Origin of the sequence: Hufsiella ginkgonis, assembly GCF_009834915.1 — a bacterium.
Taxonomy (GTDB): domain Bacteria; phylum Bacteroidota; class Bacteroidia; order Sphingobacteriales; family Sphingobacteriaceae; genus Hufsiella; species Hufsiella ginkgonis.
This window is the reverse complement of the sequence record NZ_WVHS01000001.1, coordinates 747,377-763,781: the sequence shown is the minus strand read 5'-3', so window position 1 is coordinate 763,781 and position 16,405 is coordinate 747,377. Positions and strand designations below refer to the sequence as shown.

The 16,405-nt window shown below is 51.0% G+C and carries 13 protein-coding genes; 4 read left to right on the top strand and 9 right to left on the bottom strand.

Translation table 11 applies throughout. The annotated features are described in order from the left end of the window. The first annotated feature begins 89 nt into the window (after nt 1-89). Nucleotides 90-581, top strand: a complete 492-nt coding sequence (locus GS398_RS03225) for an SRPBCC family protein (RefSeq protein ID WP_160905278.1) — start codon at nt 90-92, stop codon at nt 579-581. A gap of 533 nt (nt 582-1,114) precedes the next feature. On the opposite strand, the gene GS398_RS03220 is transcribed toward GS398_RS03225, so the two are convergent. From GS398_RS03220 to GS398_RS03185, 8 genes are read right to left on the bottom strand one after another with little or no spacing between them, the layout of a single operon-like run. Continuing rightward, complete coding sequence (locus GS398_RS03220; protein WP_160905277.1) at nt 1,115-1,702, bottom strand: OmpA family protein; 588 nt, start codon at nt 1,700-1,702, stop codon at nt 1,115-1,117. A gap of 11 nt (nt 1,703-1,713) precedes the next feature. Beyond that, nucleotides 1,714-2,367 carry a TerD family protein gene (locus GS398_RS03215; protein WP_160905276.1) on the bottom strand — a complete coding sequence of 218 codons (654 nt, stop codon included), beginning with the start codon at nt 2,365-2,367 and terminating at the stop codon, nt 1,714-1,716. 11 nt (nt 2,368-2,378) lie between these two features. Further along, nucleotides 2,379-2,939 (bottom strand): TerD family protein, encoded by a 561-nt coding sequence (locus GS398_RS03210; protein WP_160905275.1) that lies wholly within the window; start codon nt 2,937-2,939, stop codon nt 2,379-2,381. A gap of 6 nt (nt 2,940-2,945) precedes the next feature. Next, nucleotides 2,946-4,220 (bottom strand): hypothetical protein, encoded by a 1,275-nt coding sequence (locus GS398_RS03205; RefSeq protein ID WP_160905274.1) that lies wholly within the window; start codon nt 4,218-4,220, stop codon nt 2,946-2,948. A gap of 2 nt (nt 4,221-4,222) precedes the next feature. Beyond that, complete coding sequence (locus tag GS398_RS03200) at nt 4,223-8,116, bottom strand: hypothetical protein (RefSeq protein WP_160905273.1); 3,894 nt, start codon at nt 8,114-8,116, stop codon at nt 4,223-4,225. A gap of 8 nt (nt 8,117-8,124) precedes the next feature. Beyond that, nucleotides 8,125-9,765, bottom strand: coding sequence for a hypothetical protein (locus tag GS398_RS03195; protein WP_160905272.1), 1,641 nt, complete (start codon nt 9,763-9,765; stop codon nt 8,125-8,127). Between the two features lie 12 nt (nt 9,766-9,777). Next, nucleotides 9,778-10,116 (bottom strand): hypothetical protein, encoded by a 339-nt coding sequence (locus tag GS398_RS03190; RefSeq protein WP_160905271.1) that lies wholly within the window; start codon nt 10,114-10,116, stop codon nt 9,778-9,780. 8 nt (nt 10,117-10,124) lie between these two features. Next, nucleotides 10,125-11,633 carry a hypothetical protein gene (locus GS398_RS03185; protein WP_160905270.1) on the bottom strand — a complete coding sequence of 503 codons (1,509 nt, stop codon included), beginning with the start codon at nt 11,631-11,633 and terminating at the stop codon, nt 10,125-10,127. 307 nt (nt 11,634-11,940) lie between these two features. On the opposite strand from GS398_RS03185, the gene GS398_RS03180 reads away from it, so the two are divergent. Further along, nucleotides 11,941-12,255 (top strand): hypothetical protein, encoded by a 315-nt coding sequence (locus GS398_RS03180; protein WP_160905269.1) that lies wholly within the window; start codon nt 11,941-11,943, stop codon nt 12,253-12,255. Nucleotides 12,256-12,367: 112 nt separating this feature from the next. Here GS398_RS03180 and GS398_RS03175 read toward each other — a convergent pair whose 3' ends face one another. After that, nucleotides 12,368-13,123 (bottom strand): hypothetical protein, encoded by a 756-nt coding sequence (locus GS398_RS03175; protein ID WP_160905268.1) that lies wholly within the window; start codon nt 13,121-13,123, stop codon nt 12,368-12,370. A gap of 942 nt (nt 13,124-14,065) precedes the next feature. Between GS398_RS03175 and GS398_RS03170 the strand changes: the two genes are divergently transcribed. Both GS398_RS03170 and GS398_RS03165 read left to right on the top strand, forming a co-directional pair. Continuing rightward, nucleotides 14,066-15,739, top strand: coding sequence for a tetratricopeptide repeat-containing sensor histidine kinase (locus tag GS398_RS03170; RefSeq protein WP_160905267.1), 1,674 nt, complete (start codon nt 14,066-14,068; stop codon nt 15,737-15,739). Further along, a complete protein-coding gene (locus GS398_RS03165) occupies nt 15,732-16,397 on the top strand; it encodes a response regulator transcription factor (protein ID WP_160905266.1) in 666 nt (221 codons plus the stop codon). Before GS398_RS03170 ends, GS398_RS03165 begins: the two co-directional genes overlap by 8 nt. Nucleotides 16,398-16,405: the final 8 nt, after the last annotated feature.

The window sequence follows — 16,405 nt, the reverse complement described above, 5'->3', positions numbered from 1 at the left end:
TAATATCGTAAGCAGGGCGCATATAATGGTGCCGTCAAACTATTTCATGCCGAATTCGTACGTATACTATAACCCCGACCCCCGAAGCTATGCTCCACGTTCTCCGTTCGGCACAACTGCTCCACTGTACACCCCAGGCTGCCTGGGATTTTATCGCCACGCCCGATAACCTGGCCAGGATCACGCCGCCGTATATGGGTTTCGAAGTACTTGGCCAAACGGCCGGTGTAATGTATGCCGGCCAGCTGATCGAGTATTATGTGCGCCCGGTACTCGGCATCCGCCTGCATTGGGTAACCGAGATCACGCACGTAACGCCAGGCCGGTTTTTCGTAGATGAGCAGCGTTTCGGTCCGTATGCGTTCTGGCATCACCAGCATCGCCTCGAGCCGGCGGACGAGGGGGTGCTGATGACCGACGAAGTCCACTACAAACTTCCTTTCGGGCCACTCGGGCGGGCTGCGAACGCCCTTTTCGTGAAACGCCAGCTAAATGGGATCTTCGCGTTCCGTATTAAGGTGCTGAATGATCTTTTTAATGGATCAGGCAAAATTATTGGGGAGACCCAGCGCGTTCCGTAAGGGTGAATATTTATGTCATCTCACCGGGGTTCGGAGACTTTGGCTGTTGGTGACGTGTCGTTCTCATGCTTTAAAAGCAAAACGGGAGCCCATTCCTGCGAATAGCTCCCGTTTCAGTTCTCCATTTGTCGTAACAACATGAAGATCTACATACAACGCTTAACCGACCGGCTCTCTTCCTCACGGATGTAGGCCTGCGTCCTCCGTCTGCCTCTGCGTTACCCGTAGGTTCGTGCAGCGCCTGGACGGCGCCCGGGAGGTCTTTCGGCATGCCCTGTTTCTATTAAAGTAACTGGCGGCGATCGTTCCTCGCTTCAACCGTTCCACGATAACCAATTGTCGGCCCATAAGGCTCACTCAGTTACGGATGTGGTGGTTTCAGGCTGTCAATGTACGTTGTTGTTGATAATATAACCGCGTTGAAATAGAAAGGTTTTGAAAAATGAAATTTTTATGTAGGCTATCAACGTTGATAGTTTACTACGGCTTTTGCTTCCAAGCACTATGCCCAATCGCGCCTGGCACGCCGCTCGCTATTCCACGAATATCACCTCCACGCGACGGTTTTTCCGGCGCCCCTCCTCCGTTTCATTCGATGCCACCGGGTGCCCGATTCCCATGCCTGTTACTTTTATCGCTGATGCCGGGATCCCGTTTTCAACAAGGACCTTTTTCAACGCCTCTGCCCTGGCCTGCGAAATCGCCTGGTTTAGCGATAATGTCCCCTCGCTGCTTGCATAACCATGCACTTCCACTTTTACCCTTCCGCTTTTCAGCTTGCTTTGGATCCGTTTGATCGTAACCTCGTCTATCCCCGCAAGTTCCGCAGACCCTACCCCGAACGATGCCGCAGTTAAAGCTTCATGGGGCGGGTTGGGTTCCGTGGCTGCCGACGGTTTTATTCCGGCTTCGGTGACGTGATTGCCTTTTGTTCCGTGACTTTCGTCACGGTTGGCTACATACAGTACAGCGCCACCGGCCAATAGTAAGGCTACAACAAGGTAAGGCCAGTTCGACCGCTTTGGGGAGGCCGCCACCGTTGCCGCTTTCTTTGAAAGGTCGAACGTAGATTTTTTCTGATCGCCGCCTGGCTGCTCTTTTTTTTGAAGATTGAATGTCATGTCATTTAATTTTAGGTGTACATGTCTACCAGCGTTTGCAAACTACCGGTATGGGCCCGGCCCATCGCTTCAAATTCCCAGCTCCGGCCTGCACGAAACAAGCGACCGAACTCGATGGCATCCTCGTTGGTGAAGCGTTCCTTCAGGTCGTACCGCGCGATCTCTTCACCGGTTTGCTGGTCGACGATCCGGATGTAACAGCCGCTGATCTGTCCGAAGTTAAGGTTCAGTGTCCTCCGGTCTTTCTTTACATCGTTTGGATACTTGCAGACGGTGCAACATATAATGATCTGTTCAACTTCGCCGTTCACCCGGTCAAGGTCGATGAGCATATCTTCGTCATCGTCGCCATCACTCCGTCGCCCGTCGGGATCGTCGATGGCGCCGGTAATTGCCCCGTCTTCGGTTACCGGGCGGAATAGTCCCTTCTCCAGCGTGTCTTCCCGGCAGTTCCCTATTTCCACTTGCCCGTAAAAAACGAAGTATGAATCTGACGGGATCCTGAAATCGCTCCCTATCGCAAAAGCTGAAACGTCGAGGTCGAATTCCGGTCCGCCGGGCTGTTCGTTCGGGTTCCAGCCCATACCCACTTTAATCTGTTTAAGGCCTGGGGCGGCCTTTGACAAGGAGAACCGTTCCCCTTTTTGAAGTTTAAAATTTGCCATGTTGTGTTGGTTTATTGATACATGTCCACCAGTGTCGCCAATCCGCCGGCAAATGCCTGGCCGATCGCCTCTACGTGCCAATTGCCGTTATTACGGGTAATACTTGCAATAATGAGGGAATCTTCGTGCGTATAAGTCTCGTTCAGGCGGTATTCGCAGACCACTTCTGTGGAATTCCGGAGCCTGATATAAGCATCGGCTACATGACCGAAGTGATGGCCGCGTGCTTCGGCCTGGTCTATGGTGACGGCGAAGTAAAGAAATTCCACACGGCTGTCGATCCGGTTCAGGTCGATCTCGATCACTTCGTCATCGCCATCGCCTTCTCCCGCGCGACTGTCGCCGGGATAATGAGCCGCCCCGTCGGGACTGGTTGGATTGTTATAAAAAATGAAGAACGCGTCTGAAACAAGCTTCCCATTAGCGGCCATCATAAAAAGCGAGAGATCGAGATCTATGGAATGCCCGTTGGCAGTTGCGGGATTCCAACCCAGCGCCGCCGTGAATTTTTTAGGTCCGCCGCTCACTTTGGTCAGCGAAACCGGTACTTTTTTTTGTAGTTGTATAGCCATAGTTGTTTAAGTTTTTTTATGCGGCGGCAATGGTGGTGGCGTGAAACCCGGCGGCTTTTCAGGCGGGCGCTTTGATCCCGGGAGCGGGGGCTTTTGCGGGGGTAATGGCGGGGGTTTCGGCACGGGGCCCGACGGTTGGCCGGGCGCAGGTGCTTCCGGATTTTTTACCGTTTTTAAAGGAGGCATCGCCGGCGAAGGCGTCTGTTTGCCTGCTATAGGGGTGATCGTTTTAAATACATACTGGCGCATCGCCTCCAGGTGTGCCGGTTCAATATTCCTGACATGCGGGAACCGGTTAAGCAAGCGGGTGCTGAAATAAGAAGTCTTGATCTCGTCGCTTACCAGGAGCACAACCACTTTGTCCGGGTTAAGCCCCGCCGTACGGATAAGCTCCTGGATAGATGCCGGAACTAACAAATCGTCCTGGTAAAATTGGAGGCGCTCCTCCACGTTGCCGGTATTGATCCTGAACCAGTGTTTACTGCCATCTGTCAGTTCGGCATCGCCTGTTACGATGACGCCTCCGGCGGATAGAAGTTCGGCAGTAAAGGAGAGCTGGGCGCTTACTTCGTGGTCGATATCGAGCTCGAGAAAGGGATTCTGATCTAAGATATATTGCAGGATCATACCAGCCATGATCCTGATCCTTGGATCTGCGCCCTGGTCGGCTAACGGGGCGGCACTTACCGGGCTTGCGGCCCCCGCAGAATAAAGGTCCATGTACAGGGTGTCGTCCAATGCCGCCAGTACCAGCGAAGCCACGCCCGGTTCCAGGAAGCCGGCGGACCGCAGGTATTGGATGAGTGCGTTGTGCTGGCTGATTACAGAAATGTTGCGGTAACCGGCTTCTGTGAATAGCTGCTCGACGAGGTCCCGCTCCGGTTCCGCCAGGTCGGCATCGAAAAGAAACGTCAGGGGGAAATTCTGCCGGTATGACTCAATGGATTCGCTTTTATACAGCACCTTGTTCAGGAAGTGCGAGAGGTATTGTTCGATGCCGTAGTAGAGCAGTTGTTTGGCTCTTTTCGGAATGTTGTGCAGGATGAATTGTCCCGATGGGTCCTGGCTGATCTCAAAGTAGTTTCCAAAGGCGTTGGGGTCGTGGTTAAACCAGCGATCGCGGGCCGCAGAGCCAAAGATGAACTGGTTATTCTCCACGAAAAAATACAGCGGCACCTCGTTCGTATCGCGCACCACGAGCGGCGCGTGCTGCTTTCCGGCCGCCTGGTACCAGAACGTCGCAGAATTGCGGGATACTTTGACCAATACACCAAAATCCATTGCTACCGTATATTGATGCCTTTCAGCAGGTGCTTTTCAAAGAATTTCATGCCTTCAAGGATAATGATCGGCGCTACGTAGTCGAACGATTTCTGCTCCGTCTTTTTCCGGCGTTGGGCATCAATAAATTCCGGGATGGCCTTGATGTAGTTTTCGATGTTCATATCCTGGAAACCGGCCATAAAATCCGCCGGACGCATTTTGAGGCCGAACATAGCGGAGGATACCTTGTAGAACAGGTCGGCGAAGTCCATGAACCTGGGGCACGGCGCCTTGCCCGGTTCAACCAGGTACAGGAAGTGAGAACCGATATGCTCGAGCATTTTCGGGACGATGGAATTGGTGGAATCGAGGTACTCTACCTGCCCGCCGGGTTTAACGATGCAGAAGTTCTCTTCCCCCAGGATTTCGATCGCCTGTTTATTTTTCGGTACGAGGATGCGTGTTTGATTGGTCGGGATGGCGAGCCCCTTAGATACTTCATACTTCACGTCCCCATTATTTTGACTGCGGTGCGAGTTGATATCGATGATCTTCAGCGGGTTCACCTCAATCGGGCTGATGGTTTTCCGGGCCACCGATTCGCCGCCGATGCCGCGCAGGAATAGCTGGGTGTAGTATTCGTTGGCCGCTTTTGGATCTACCGCGCTGAACCAGTCGAAAATACGCGCACCTTTTCCGGCAAAAGCGATCCTGACCTTGGGAGCCCTGGCTTTTACCAGTTCTGTGGCGTCTTCTGAACGGACGATCTCCTCGCGCAGCTTATGCACCAACTGGCCGGCATAGAACATGATCAACCCCGTGATGTAAAGGTTTACGCTCATCATTTCTTTACATTCGGCGGCGATGAGGCGGTAAAACGATTCGAAATCCGCAGCTTCCAGGCGGTCAACCACCTGCTCAAAGTAATAAGGCGCCGTACTCGACGAAAATTTATCTTCTCCCTTGTTCAATCCCTGGATGAAGATCTGTTTCTGCTCACACATCTTTAGCAGCACGCGCTTAAAGTTGGGCGAATGTCGCGTGGCCTGCGCCAAACGTTCCGCAGCAAAGCGTATGGAGTTTTGCTTGATCATCGCCTTCCCCCGTCCGAGATCGGAGAGGACGGTGATGTCGGTGGTGCTGCCGCCGATGTCGAAGCATAACAGCAATTCACCCTGGCTTACCGGGTAACCGCCTGCACGCAGCAGGTAGTTCGCCAGGGCACATGCTTCGGATAGTGATTCGTTGTCCTGCAATTCGGCAAAATCGAAACGAATCGGGCCATGATCTGCCGGGATATCGACCGCTTCCGCTGGTTTTTCCCGTGTCATATCACCCCAGCCATTATTGGGGTGATCTGCAGACGGCGCGGACCACGGGTCTGCAGCGGGCCCGGTACCCCAACCGGGTGACCCTCCAATGCCGGCCCCTGTCCACGAATCGGCTGGGGCGCCAGGCAGGGTCCATGCGCTGCCTTCGGTATTGCCGATATCCGACAGATCGGAGGGCGGGTAGGTTATCAGCTTTGGCGAGCCTTTCAGGGGACTGATACTCGTGAGCGAATCCCAGATCGCGCGGTATTCACTGAGCATATCCTTTCCCATAGACGATGGGTAGGACCACTTGAGCGTGGTCGGCTCGTGATTCTCTACGAACAATTGTGCATAGATGTGCAGCAGCAACGAGCTCAGGTAAGCGGTCTTGTAGCTTTTGTCGAGCACCTGGGTGGACCATTTCATGTTGTACACCAACTCGGCGCTACCCACCCGGTTGTAACTTAAAAAGTACCGGTTTTCCTGTGCATCGTTAATCGGCAGATTCTTTTCGAAGCACGGGAAGCCGCCTTTTACAGCCTGCGACAACAGCGAATCCTGCTGGATCCCGGAATCATTTACCACCCGCCGCGTATCGTGCAGCGTGAGTACCGATTTGATGGAATTGCTCAGGATCTCGTCATTTTGGAAAAAGAAGATCTCATCTTCTACCGCCGGTCGCTCATCGTTGTTCTTATTGTCGTTCCCCAGCAGCGACACCCGTTTATTGGTCAGCCTGAGACTATCACACACCTTGCCCGCAGTGTCTGACCAATAGGCAACGGATGTATTCGTGCTGCCGAAATCGACGCCCAGGAACGCCGGCGACAAGTTTTTTGCGGTACTTAACATATTCACCGGCAGTGTTTTACTGCTTACCGTGCCGGTGTAACGGATCATAGCGAACCCACAATCAATCCCGGCATGCGAGAACTTAATTCCTTTAAATGGCTGATCGCTCTCGTAGATCTCGTATTTGTATTTATTGTCGGCGACGGAATTGTTAGACGAGATGTGCAGCTTAGCGGAAATACCGCTGGAATCCCCCGGGCTGGCGACGCGCCCCTTGCTTGCCAGGTAAAGCGGAATATTCCGCTCATCTACGGCGATCCTGAAAAATTCATCTTCTGAACGTCCTACGAAAGGTGTGGCCTGGAACTTAGAATCGTTATGCGGAATTTCGGAGTACAGGAAGTAGCGGCCCCACTGCTTCGAGATAAAGTTTGGCCACATCAGGATATCACGCCCGATAACGGGATCTTTAATCACGGAGTAAACCATCTGTTTGATGATCTCGTTACCCGAGTCGGTGATCAGCTTTAGCTGAACGATCAGTTTCTCGCCGGTTCGTGGGTTGGGATCGTAAACCGCGCTGATCCTGGAACGGATATTGGGCGCATCGGTTAAGCCCGCCAATGCGTCGAGGTTAGCCCCGAACACGTTTAATGCCAGCGGTGTAAGCGGCAGCGCGAAATAAGCGTAATAACCGTGCTGCCCTTTGATGTCGGCCGGGAGCAGGAGCACCGGTTTCTCCCGGAGATAATTTTTTGTGGAAATGCCTGTTCTGCCAAAATCGAATTGGAGAAGCTCGGTGGAGTCGGGCAGTAACAAGTCTTTCGGATCGAACAAGATGCTGGAGTCTGATGTGGCATCTGTTGAGATCACTCCTTCCGAGCCATACAGCACCGTTGAGTAATTAAACAATCGCGCGTAAGGCTCCTGGAAAAGCGATCCCACCTCGGGCGGAGTTTGAGTATCCAGTTTCGGGAAATTTTTTACCTGCTGGTAAGCGATCATCTCGTCCATCCACGACCGCAGGGCCGAAGACAGGTGACCGTATTGCGGCCGGATGGATTCATCCAGGATCGCAAATTGATTCCGGAAATGTTCGATGTTCTTCAGGATATGATTGGCGTAGCCATAAATCTTGAACAGCTCCTCCGGGCGTAAATCGGAGGTAAGAGGGTCTGCGAAACGTTGGTTTTGAATGCTCACGAAAGGCAGCGTTTCGCGGATCTCGCAGGCCACGGAGGTAAATAAAAACGAATCGGGCGAGGTGCCGCCAACTACTTGCCCTTTGTAGGAGATCACATCGATAAACGGGATCCGGGCCGCATTATGCGCCAGGGAAGGGTCGCACCACAACGGTTTCCGCTCGAACAATGCATTTCCGAAAGCGCCTTTAGGCTCGTATATATTTTCCGTTTCTTCGATCGGTTTGCCGTCCGAGTAAGCCAGGTGCACGCGTTGGATGCTGAGGTCCTTGTAATTAAGCGCGATACAGCTGATCAGCCCCCGCCACTCGTTTACCAGCGATTTGTAAAATGCCAGGAGACCGGAAGCTTCGGCGTCCTTATCCTGTACGTGCATGAGCGCTTGCTCGAACAGGCCCGCGCGGGCGAAAACGGTAGGCATCCCCGAAACGATCGAACCGATATTGGCGGAGGAACCGCCCTGCTGATCGACGCCGATCTCCGGGATCAGGATGCTCCTGGTAAACACTTCCAGCTGCGGGATCTTATCCCAGGCGAATTCCACGCCCTGGGGCTCGGCGGCAGGCTTAACCTTGATCACCAGCCCTTTAATTTTATTTTCGGTCATTGGTATACTTAGTTGAGGTTAAAACCCTGGGAGCTTGAAATGGCGTTGTAGAGATGGGCCAGGAATTTTTCTTTCGTGGTATTTACCTTCTGCGAATCGGCGGGGCCAGACTCCACCAGTTTCTTTACGAACAGGTCGTAGCGACCGCTCATGAGGCTTTTGGGCCAGTGGTATTTAGTATCGGAGAAGATGGAACCGACATCCAGCTTATCCAGCTCGGATGTGTTATCGGGAAATGCTTTGCTGCTGAAAATGAAGCTGCCCGGTGCGATGGAGTTCCGTACCTGGTACAGCCATCCCGGGGTGAACGCGCCGCCGTTAAACGAGTAAGCGAAATGCTTGAAGTACTCGTTGATGTGGTTGCATTCCATGTCGGTAATGCCATCGTACTGCCGGATGTTTTGTGTCTGGCAGCGATCGATGAAGGCTTTGATCCCAAGGTCGCCCCTGGCCCCGCCGTTTTCCGTGAGTGAAATATGCGCCAGCGAGAAAAACGCGCCTAACTTGTTGGCGAAGCGCTCTCCCGCGCGGTTGGTGTTGCCCACAAAGTCGTTATAGCTGAAATTGAAAGAGTTGGCGGTAAATGATACAGCCTTGTAGACGTATTCCGCCTTAGTCCCGTCGAGGTTAGTGCTCCGCGTAAAAAAGTCGTAGGCCGCGCAGGCCGAAAGCAACTCTACGATATGGCAGTCGTTCTTTTGCTCGGCGCCGCCGGTGATGGTTTTTGTTGTTTCCTGTCCCTCGTCCACTTTTTTGCTTTCTATCGGCCAGCCGATGTGGTAAAGCAACTTGTACGATTTATGTACGGTAGGATCGCTTTGGTAAAATTGCAACGCTGCCTGGCTATTAAGCGGGAAGAAAGCCGAGTCTGCGATAACACTGTCGTCTTTCGTCGCCCGATGCTTATCGTCCGGTTTGCGGAAGCTGAAATATTCCGTTAGCAGCGTAGCGCCGAATTTCGTTTTGGTGAGATCGATGCTGGATGCGCCTGCCGACCGGATGTGCACGAAGTCCTTAATCGCCTTAGGCAGTACGGGGATGGCCGAAGCGCCGGTGCCGCCGAACACAGATCCAAACACGAATACCCGTGCATGTGCACCGGCTTGCTCCAGCTTATGGATAAATTGTTCCAGTTCTTTTTCCTGCGGCTGCACGTTTATACCACGGGCTAGGTTACGGGCAGCTTCCGTAACACCGTGGTAAATAAGCATCGAACCCAGGTGCGTTTGCGCCCGGTAGCCGTGTGCGAGGTTAAATTCCTGCACCGATTGTTTGTCGAGAAACAGGTCAGACAGCAGCTGGTTGTCGCGCTGTTGTTCCACCGTTCCAGCGGTAAGGCGCGAAAGATTTTTGTAGTTTTCGCGACCCTTTCCAGCGTAATTGGTAAAGAACCGGTGGAGATTAAGCCTGGCGGAGAAGAAAGTGTTCACGTTCGGCGTGCCTCCTTCATTGGCGTCGGATGATTTGACCCGGTTGTAAAGACGGATCAGCTCTTCTGCACGGCCCTTGTTCCCGTTGGTCTGATCGGTATCGAGCGTAAGCACCTCGATCTCCTGGCTGTCGAACAGGCCGATGGCGCAAAGATGTACGAACGATTCCAGGCAGCGCATCCCGGTGCCACCTACAGCGATAATGAATAATTTGTCCATAACCCTAGCTTGTTAAAACCAGTGACCGATCTTACCTGTCCGGTAGATCCGGCTCAGGATATAGCCTAGCGCGATGTAGCCCACGAAACCCGCGGCGGTGCCGATGCTGAGCGCGTTCACGTATCGCTTTACGATCATGATGTTCGCTTCCGGCATGAACAGGTAATAACCGAGCAGGTAAATGATAGCAGGATTGAGCACGGCGATCACCCAAAACCAGGTGCGCCTTCTGGCGGGATCTTTCGGGCGGGCCCCGCCTTCGTAATTGATCGCGGTAGCTATAAATGCGGCCACAAGTAAAAGTGTCGTCGTGGTAATGCCCGAAACGACGTAAGCGGTAGTTAATTCCATAATATAATTTAGTTTTCGGTGGTTTTGATATAATAGGTGTATACGGTTTGATCTTGCGGTTTAAGCTCGGTGAGCGTGTTCATTACGGATTCGTAAAGACCCACGTTCGGGGTGCCGTTCGCGTTTGTCCATTTGAGCTTCTGAAGCGCCGGGTTACCCGAGTTCACAGAAGCTTGTTTCAGCGCCAGGTCAACGCGTACCAGCCGGTGCGGACCGGGAAGTTGGTTTGCAGCGAATTGGGGGGAGAAGGAAACGGCCGCCTCAACAGCGTTTTTGTCGGGCTTTGAGGTATTATCGAATAAGGCCTTATTCAAAACGAACACCTCGTTCAAAGCGGAATAGGAAGTTGGTTCGTACACGAACTGCTTTTTAAGCGCTCCGTTTTGCTCGTAGCAGGCAAGCGCGATGGGGTCGGTCTCCTGGCCGGAGATCCGGCTTTCGCCGTCGGCACCTTTGGTCATCGACGGCTTGTGTTTGCCCGCTTCTGCGAATCTGGCGTATTGTTCAAAATCCCCGGTGATGTCGTATGTTTTTACATCGAAATCGCCGTAATCATAGCTGTCGTTGTTGGTTATATCGAGGTAGAGGCCGCGGAAAAGGTCTTTAAACTGGTTCTGTGCGGCGTATTCTTTTTGAATTTCCGCAATAGACGCCCAATTCAATCCCAGCGGGTAATATTCGAACGGGCGATTCTCTTTCAGGCCATAGATATAGCCGGTCTCCTGTACATCGAGAATGTTTTGTCCGACTTTACCTGAACCGTTCAAATCCTGGAAGATGCCGCCTAATTGGGGTTTTGCATAGTGAGTGGTGATCGTGTAGGCATCGGCCGCCAGGTCGAATTTTGCGGGGAATTCAGCAAGTTTTGGACGGATCTTGCTGATCAGGCTTTTGCCGGAAGCTCTTCCATAGGTAAACACCGTAAAGTAAATGTGCTTGTCGGTTTTGCCTTCTTTGTAATCGGCTATGAAGAACGAAATCGAATTTCCAGCGCTAAGCCACCTGGAGAAAGGGATCTTCAGATAAGCGGTGGTGGTCACTTCGGCGTTGTTCTGCCATTCTTCGAAGTCGGTGATCAGCAGGGCGTCGTTTTTGGAGGATACGATCTTTTCTACGGCCGCCTGGATGGGAGCGCGCCTGTCCAGGTATTGTTTCGGGTCGCTGACGATCTGGCCAAGCTGTGTGCTGCTGCTTACCTGTAGCGGCGCTACCTTCTCCATGGCCATTTTGTACACTTCGAACTGATTGGAAAGTACCGCGTTAAAGCATTCCGACATCGACCGGCGGATGATTTCCGTACCGAAAGCAGTGTAAATGCCTGCGGAAAAGTCGATGTACAAGGCTGTAGGCCCCGTTTTCTGCTGCGTACCAGCCCGCAGATCATGGTAGGCCATGAGTGTAGCGGGCAGGCCTTGGCTATAAAGGTCGACGCTGGCAAAAGGGTCTCCGCCGCCGTTATTGCAGGAAGTTGCCAGAAGGCAGAGGGCGCCCAATAACTGGTAAATCAATGTTTTCATATATTATTATTGTGATGGATTACGAGACGGAGATAGGTTGCACCCGGGGTAATTAAAGCGTCGCTAAAGATGTTATGTAGTATTTCCATTGTGAAAGATCCGGGTGTTGGACCGGTTCAAAACTAGGCCGGCGGAAGCGCGGAATTTTACGGAAAACCGTAAATGGAAGGAAAACTGGTTTTGACAGACCGGGACCGGCTATTTTACGGTTTCCCGTAAAAACGGCAGGCGTTGCGCAAGTACTTTCGAAACGGTATCCATTACATCTTTTAACAACGTCAACGGATCACCACCTCACGTCCAACAAGTGTCAACCTCCGAACCGAATAAATGGAAAATCAGCTTCTTCACGGCAATTGCCGTGGTGGGCGTCTTATTATATGTGGTGTTAAGTCCATGGAAAATGGACGTTGGCTGGAAGGCAGCGCCGGCCCCTGCCGCAGCCGGGGAAACACCGGCGGCGACCGGAACGCCGGAGCCCCTGGAAACCACCGTTTACGTCACCAGGACGGGTAAACGCTTTCACCGGGGCAACTGCGGGTATCTGAAAAGTAAGATCAGCCTATCCCGCGCTAACGCATTGTTAAACGGTTATACGCCTTGCAAGATCTGTAACCCCTGAACCGCGGCGAAGATGGGTATACCCTTCGGTTTGTAAACGATAAGCTGGAGGGCTGGGACTGCATCCCGGCTAAAAACCTGCACGGTAACAAACAGCCTGGCGAAGACGGTAACTATAGGTACACATCAATGCCCAGGAATTGAAACCACGGGCTTTTGACATGAAACGCATACGTGTCGAGAATATAACGACTGGCGGGGCGCAACCTCCTGCCGGTAAATACCGGGTGAAAACCGGTGTCGGTAAAGAAATCCACCTTATTGTCTTTTTTTAGATACCAAACTTTTCCAACAGATGCAGCTGTAAGGGTACGGAGGTCGGTGATCCTCCTGAAACGATCCACTTTGTTTTTTTCTAACGGGATAATCGATACTCCCTCAATCGTTTCGTTGCATAAAACGGGCTGATAATGGTCTTCTGCCCAATACATACATTGCTCCCGCCCGGTAAGCGCATATTTCGAAGCGGAATGCCGGTCACTCCAGAGCTGGTACCCCCCACAGCCTCCCAGCAATAGTAACAAAAGCGAAATAGCGATATTTCTGCGCTTAAACATCCACCCTTTTTTATCCCCGGTGTGCTTTTCAGCGGTAACACCGGTGTCTACGATCTCCAACTGTTGGGTCTCTTCTTTTTCTTCCGGAAATTTGCGGGGACCGTCGCTGGGTTCAGGTAATTCCGGAAATTCCGGTATTTCAGGGTTTGGCGTTTGCGTCTCTTCCCGGTCAGTGCCGGGTACGCCAGGAGCTTCAGGTGTGAGGTAATTTTCGCCATACTGGTATGGTCTTGGTTCAAAGTCGATCAGCCACGCAAGAAGTTCAATGTTTTTGTCGTCCGATACTTTTGTTTTACCCTTCAGAAAGTTCACTAACGGCCTGAATAGATCCGGGTCAAATCTCCTGATAGTCTCTTCATATACCATCTCATCAATGCCCTCCGTAAAAAAAGATCTCAATGTATTTTCATCCTTCTTTATAACCCTTCTTTTAAATAATACCAGACATGCCTTTTGCAATTTGGAAGGAGTAGGATGTGTAAGATAAGGCGAAAGTGGATTCGCGATTTTTTTCTTGTCGTGGTACTTTTTCAGTACTGCTGATCTATAATCCTCGAACATTTTTCAAAGATCTAAAAGTAAAGCTAACGGAAATTCCGGAATCCCGTAACGCGTTTTCGGAATTCTGCCGGAATTCTTCGGAATGATTGGAATTATCGTAACTATCTGCAAATAAGCAGTTTATGTCGATATATCTTTGTTCCCGATGTCAGCGATGACCTTGTTCAATGCAAGGTTTTACGAAAAAGCTGATCTCAAAAAAGAGCAGAGAAAGCGGCGGCCGATACCCGGTTTGGGAAGCAGGTAAAAGCTTCCGCAATCGATGCTCAAACCACTTCCCAAAAAATGTAAGAAGCGCTTCTTACGCGGTTTGCAGTGTCGGTCCGGGTCGCTCCCGGGGGCCGCTGTGATTTTAATCACTCTTTAAATTTTAGAAAAATGTTTGACTTAATAGTAGCCGTTTTATTGGCGTTGGCATCGCCATCTTCAACTGTATCCGTATCGCATGCACGTCCGGCAATCCAGTGTGATTGCGACGAAGAGCTTAATCCGCCCAACTCGTCATGTCCTAAAGACGTGGAAAATTGCGCCTGTTTGTATCCCTGCTATACCGGGGGAGATACCGGCCATATTCCGATCCCTCCGGGCGAATAGGAATAACTGTGGTACTCAAGGCCGCCCGATCACCGGGCGGCTTTTTTTATTAACCGGCAACTATCCAATTTATTTACTTTTTTTAAGTAAAATTGGATAGTGAAAAGCTTTGTCATCCTAGTATTTGCCGCAGTTCTCGCGGCATCGTGTTCCAATAATAAGGTTGGACAAAAAAATGCCAGCGAAAATGTATTTTATACCAGGGCAATCCAATATAAGAATGCCGGAGAGACCGATAGCGCCTTCTTATACTATGACCAGGCGAAAGACCTGTTTTTACAGGCGAAAGACAGCCTTGGCGTTGGAAAATGCCTGGTAAATATGGCTTATCTTTCCATTGATAAAGGTGATAATTTCGGTGGACAGGAACTTTCTTTACAATCCCTTGATTATCTCGACCCAGCCCGGGAGACCGACCTTCCATACGTCATAATAAATTTTAACGAGCTCGGCCTTGCCTCCTATCACCTGAAAAATTATTCTAAGGCGCTTGAATTCTACGATCAGTCGTTGAAGTACGACAAGGATACAGTCGGTACACAAACGGTTAAAACCAACATAGGTGTTGCTTACATGGAGCAAGGTAAGCTCAGGGAGGCGTTAACCGTTTATGAGAATATCCTGAAGGAGCAGCCGGATACAACCATCTTTGCGCGTGTTCTTACCAATTACGCTTATACGAGGTGGTTACAGGATTCAAATTACAACGCCGCGCCTGAGTTTCAAAAAGCGCTGCGGCTGCGTATCCTTCAGGATGATCTTTTGGGGCAAAACGCAAGTTATTCACATTTGTCTGACTACTACGTGCGTTCCCGGCCGGATTCCGCCTTATTTTATGCGCGGCAAATGTACCGGACTACGAAGCTGGCAGGCAACCCCGACGACCGGCTCGAAGCGTTGCAAAAGCTGGTAAGCCTGGCTCCCGGTAACCAGGCAAAAAACTATTTCGCCAAACACCAGCAATTGAACGACAGCTTACAAACAGCACGCAGCGCGGCGAAGAACCAGTTTGCACTGGTGCGCTATGAGTCGGAAAAGCATAAGACCGAGAATCTGAAATTGCAAAAGGAGAACACGGAGAGAAGGTACCAGGTCATCACCATACTTTTAATCCTTATGGGGATCTGTATCGGCTTCGTATCCTGGTACCGTAAGCGGAAACAACACATGGAGCTGGAGAAAAAGAACGCGGTACAGGAAGACAGGCTCAGGATTTATAAGAAGGTACATGACGTGCTCGCTAACGGCGTATACCGGGTAATGGCCGAAGTTGAATATGGAAATATAGGTAAGGAAGCGTGGCTGGACAAAATGGAAGTGCTTTACGAACAGACCCGTAATATATCTTACGACGAAAAGCCGGAAGTACAGGATATCGATTTTCATGAGATCATAGCACGCCTGATCACTTCTTTTGCCGGTGAACGCACGAAAATAGCGGTTGCCGGGAATAGCGAAGATTTTTGGAGTGCAGTAAGCCCGGTTGTGAAGCACGAGGTCGAACAGGTGCTCCTGGAACTGATGGTCAATATGAAAAAACACAGTCGCGCGGGTAATGTAGTGATCAGGTTCAGGCAGGAAAACGATACCGTTCACATCGATTATGCAGACGACGGCGTGGGTATACCGGCAGACATTAAGTATGGAAATGGTCTTTCAAATACGGGAAACCGTATAAAAGCGATCGGGGGTGAGATTAATTTTGATTCCAATAAAGAAGGACTCAAAATCCGGATCTCATTTCCAATCGTTAAGATACAGAACTATGTTTAAAAGTGTACTAATCGCCGAAGACCAGGAATTTGTCAATATCTCGCTAAGGAAAGCATTTGAAGACCTCGGCATCAGGGAGCCAGGCTCTGCATACTATTGTGACGAGGCCTTAAAGAAGATCAAGATAGGCATCCGGACCGGCCGGCCTTATGAGCTCCTGATCACCGATCTTTCTTTTGAAGAAGACCACTGTGTACAGGAGCTTTCGGACGGTATGGAACTCATTGCAGCGGCGAGACAGGCGCAACCCGATTTAAAAGTATTGGTGTTTTCGGCCGAGGATAAACCCGCGGTGATAGAACGCCTGTTCGCGGTACTTGGTATTAATGGGTATGTACGCAAATCGCGCGGAGATAGCCAGAAACTCAAAGATGCCATAGAAAGTATCTATAAGGGGAGCCGGTACTTTCCGTCTGACATACGCCAGGCGATCAAACAGAAGAATGCTTATGCGTTCAACGAATTCGAGATTCTTATCATCCGCCTGCTTTCGCAGGGAAAAACACAAAAAGAAATCCCCTGCTATTTACAGGAAAACAAGATCTATCCCCAAAGCCTAAGCAGCGTCGAAAAACACCTTAACAACATCAAAACGGTATTGGGTTTCTCAAATAATGAACAATTGATCGCCTACTGTAAGGATATGGGTATTATTTAAGAATGCGT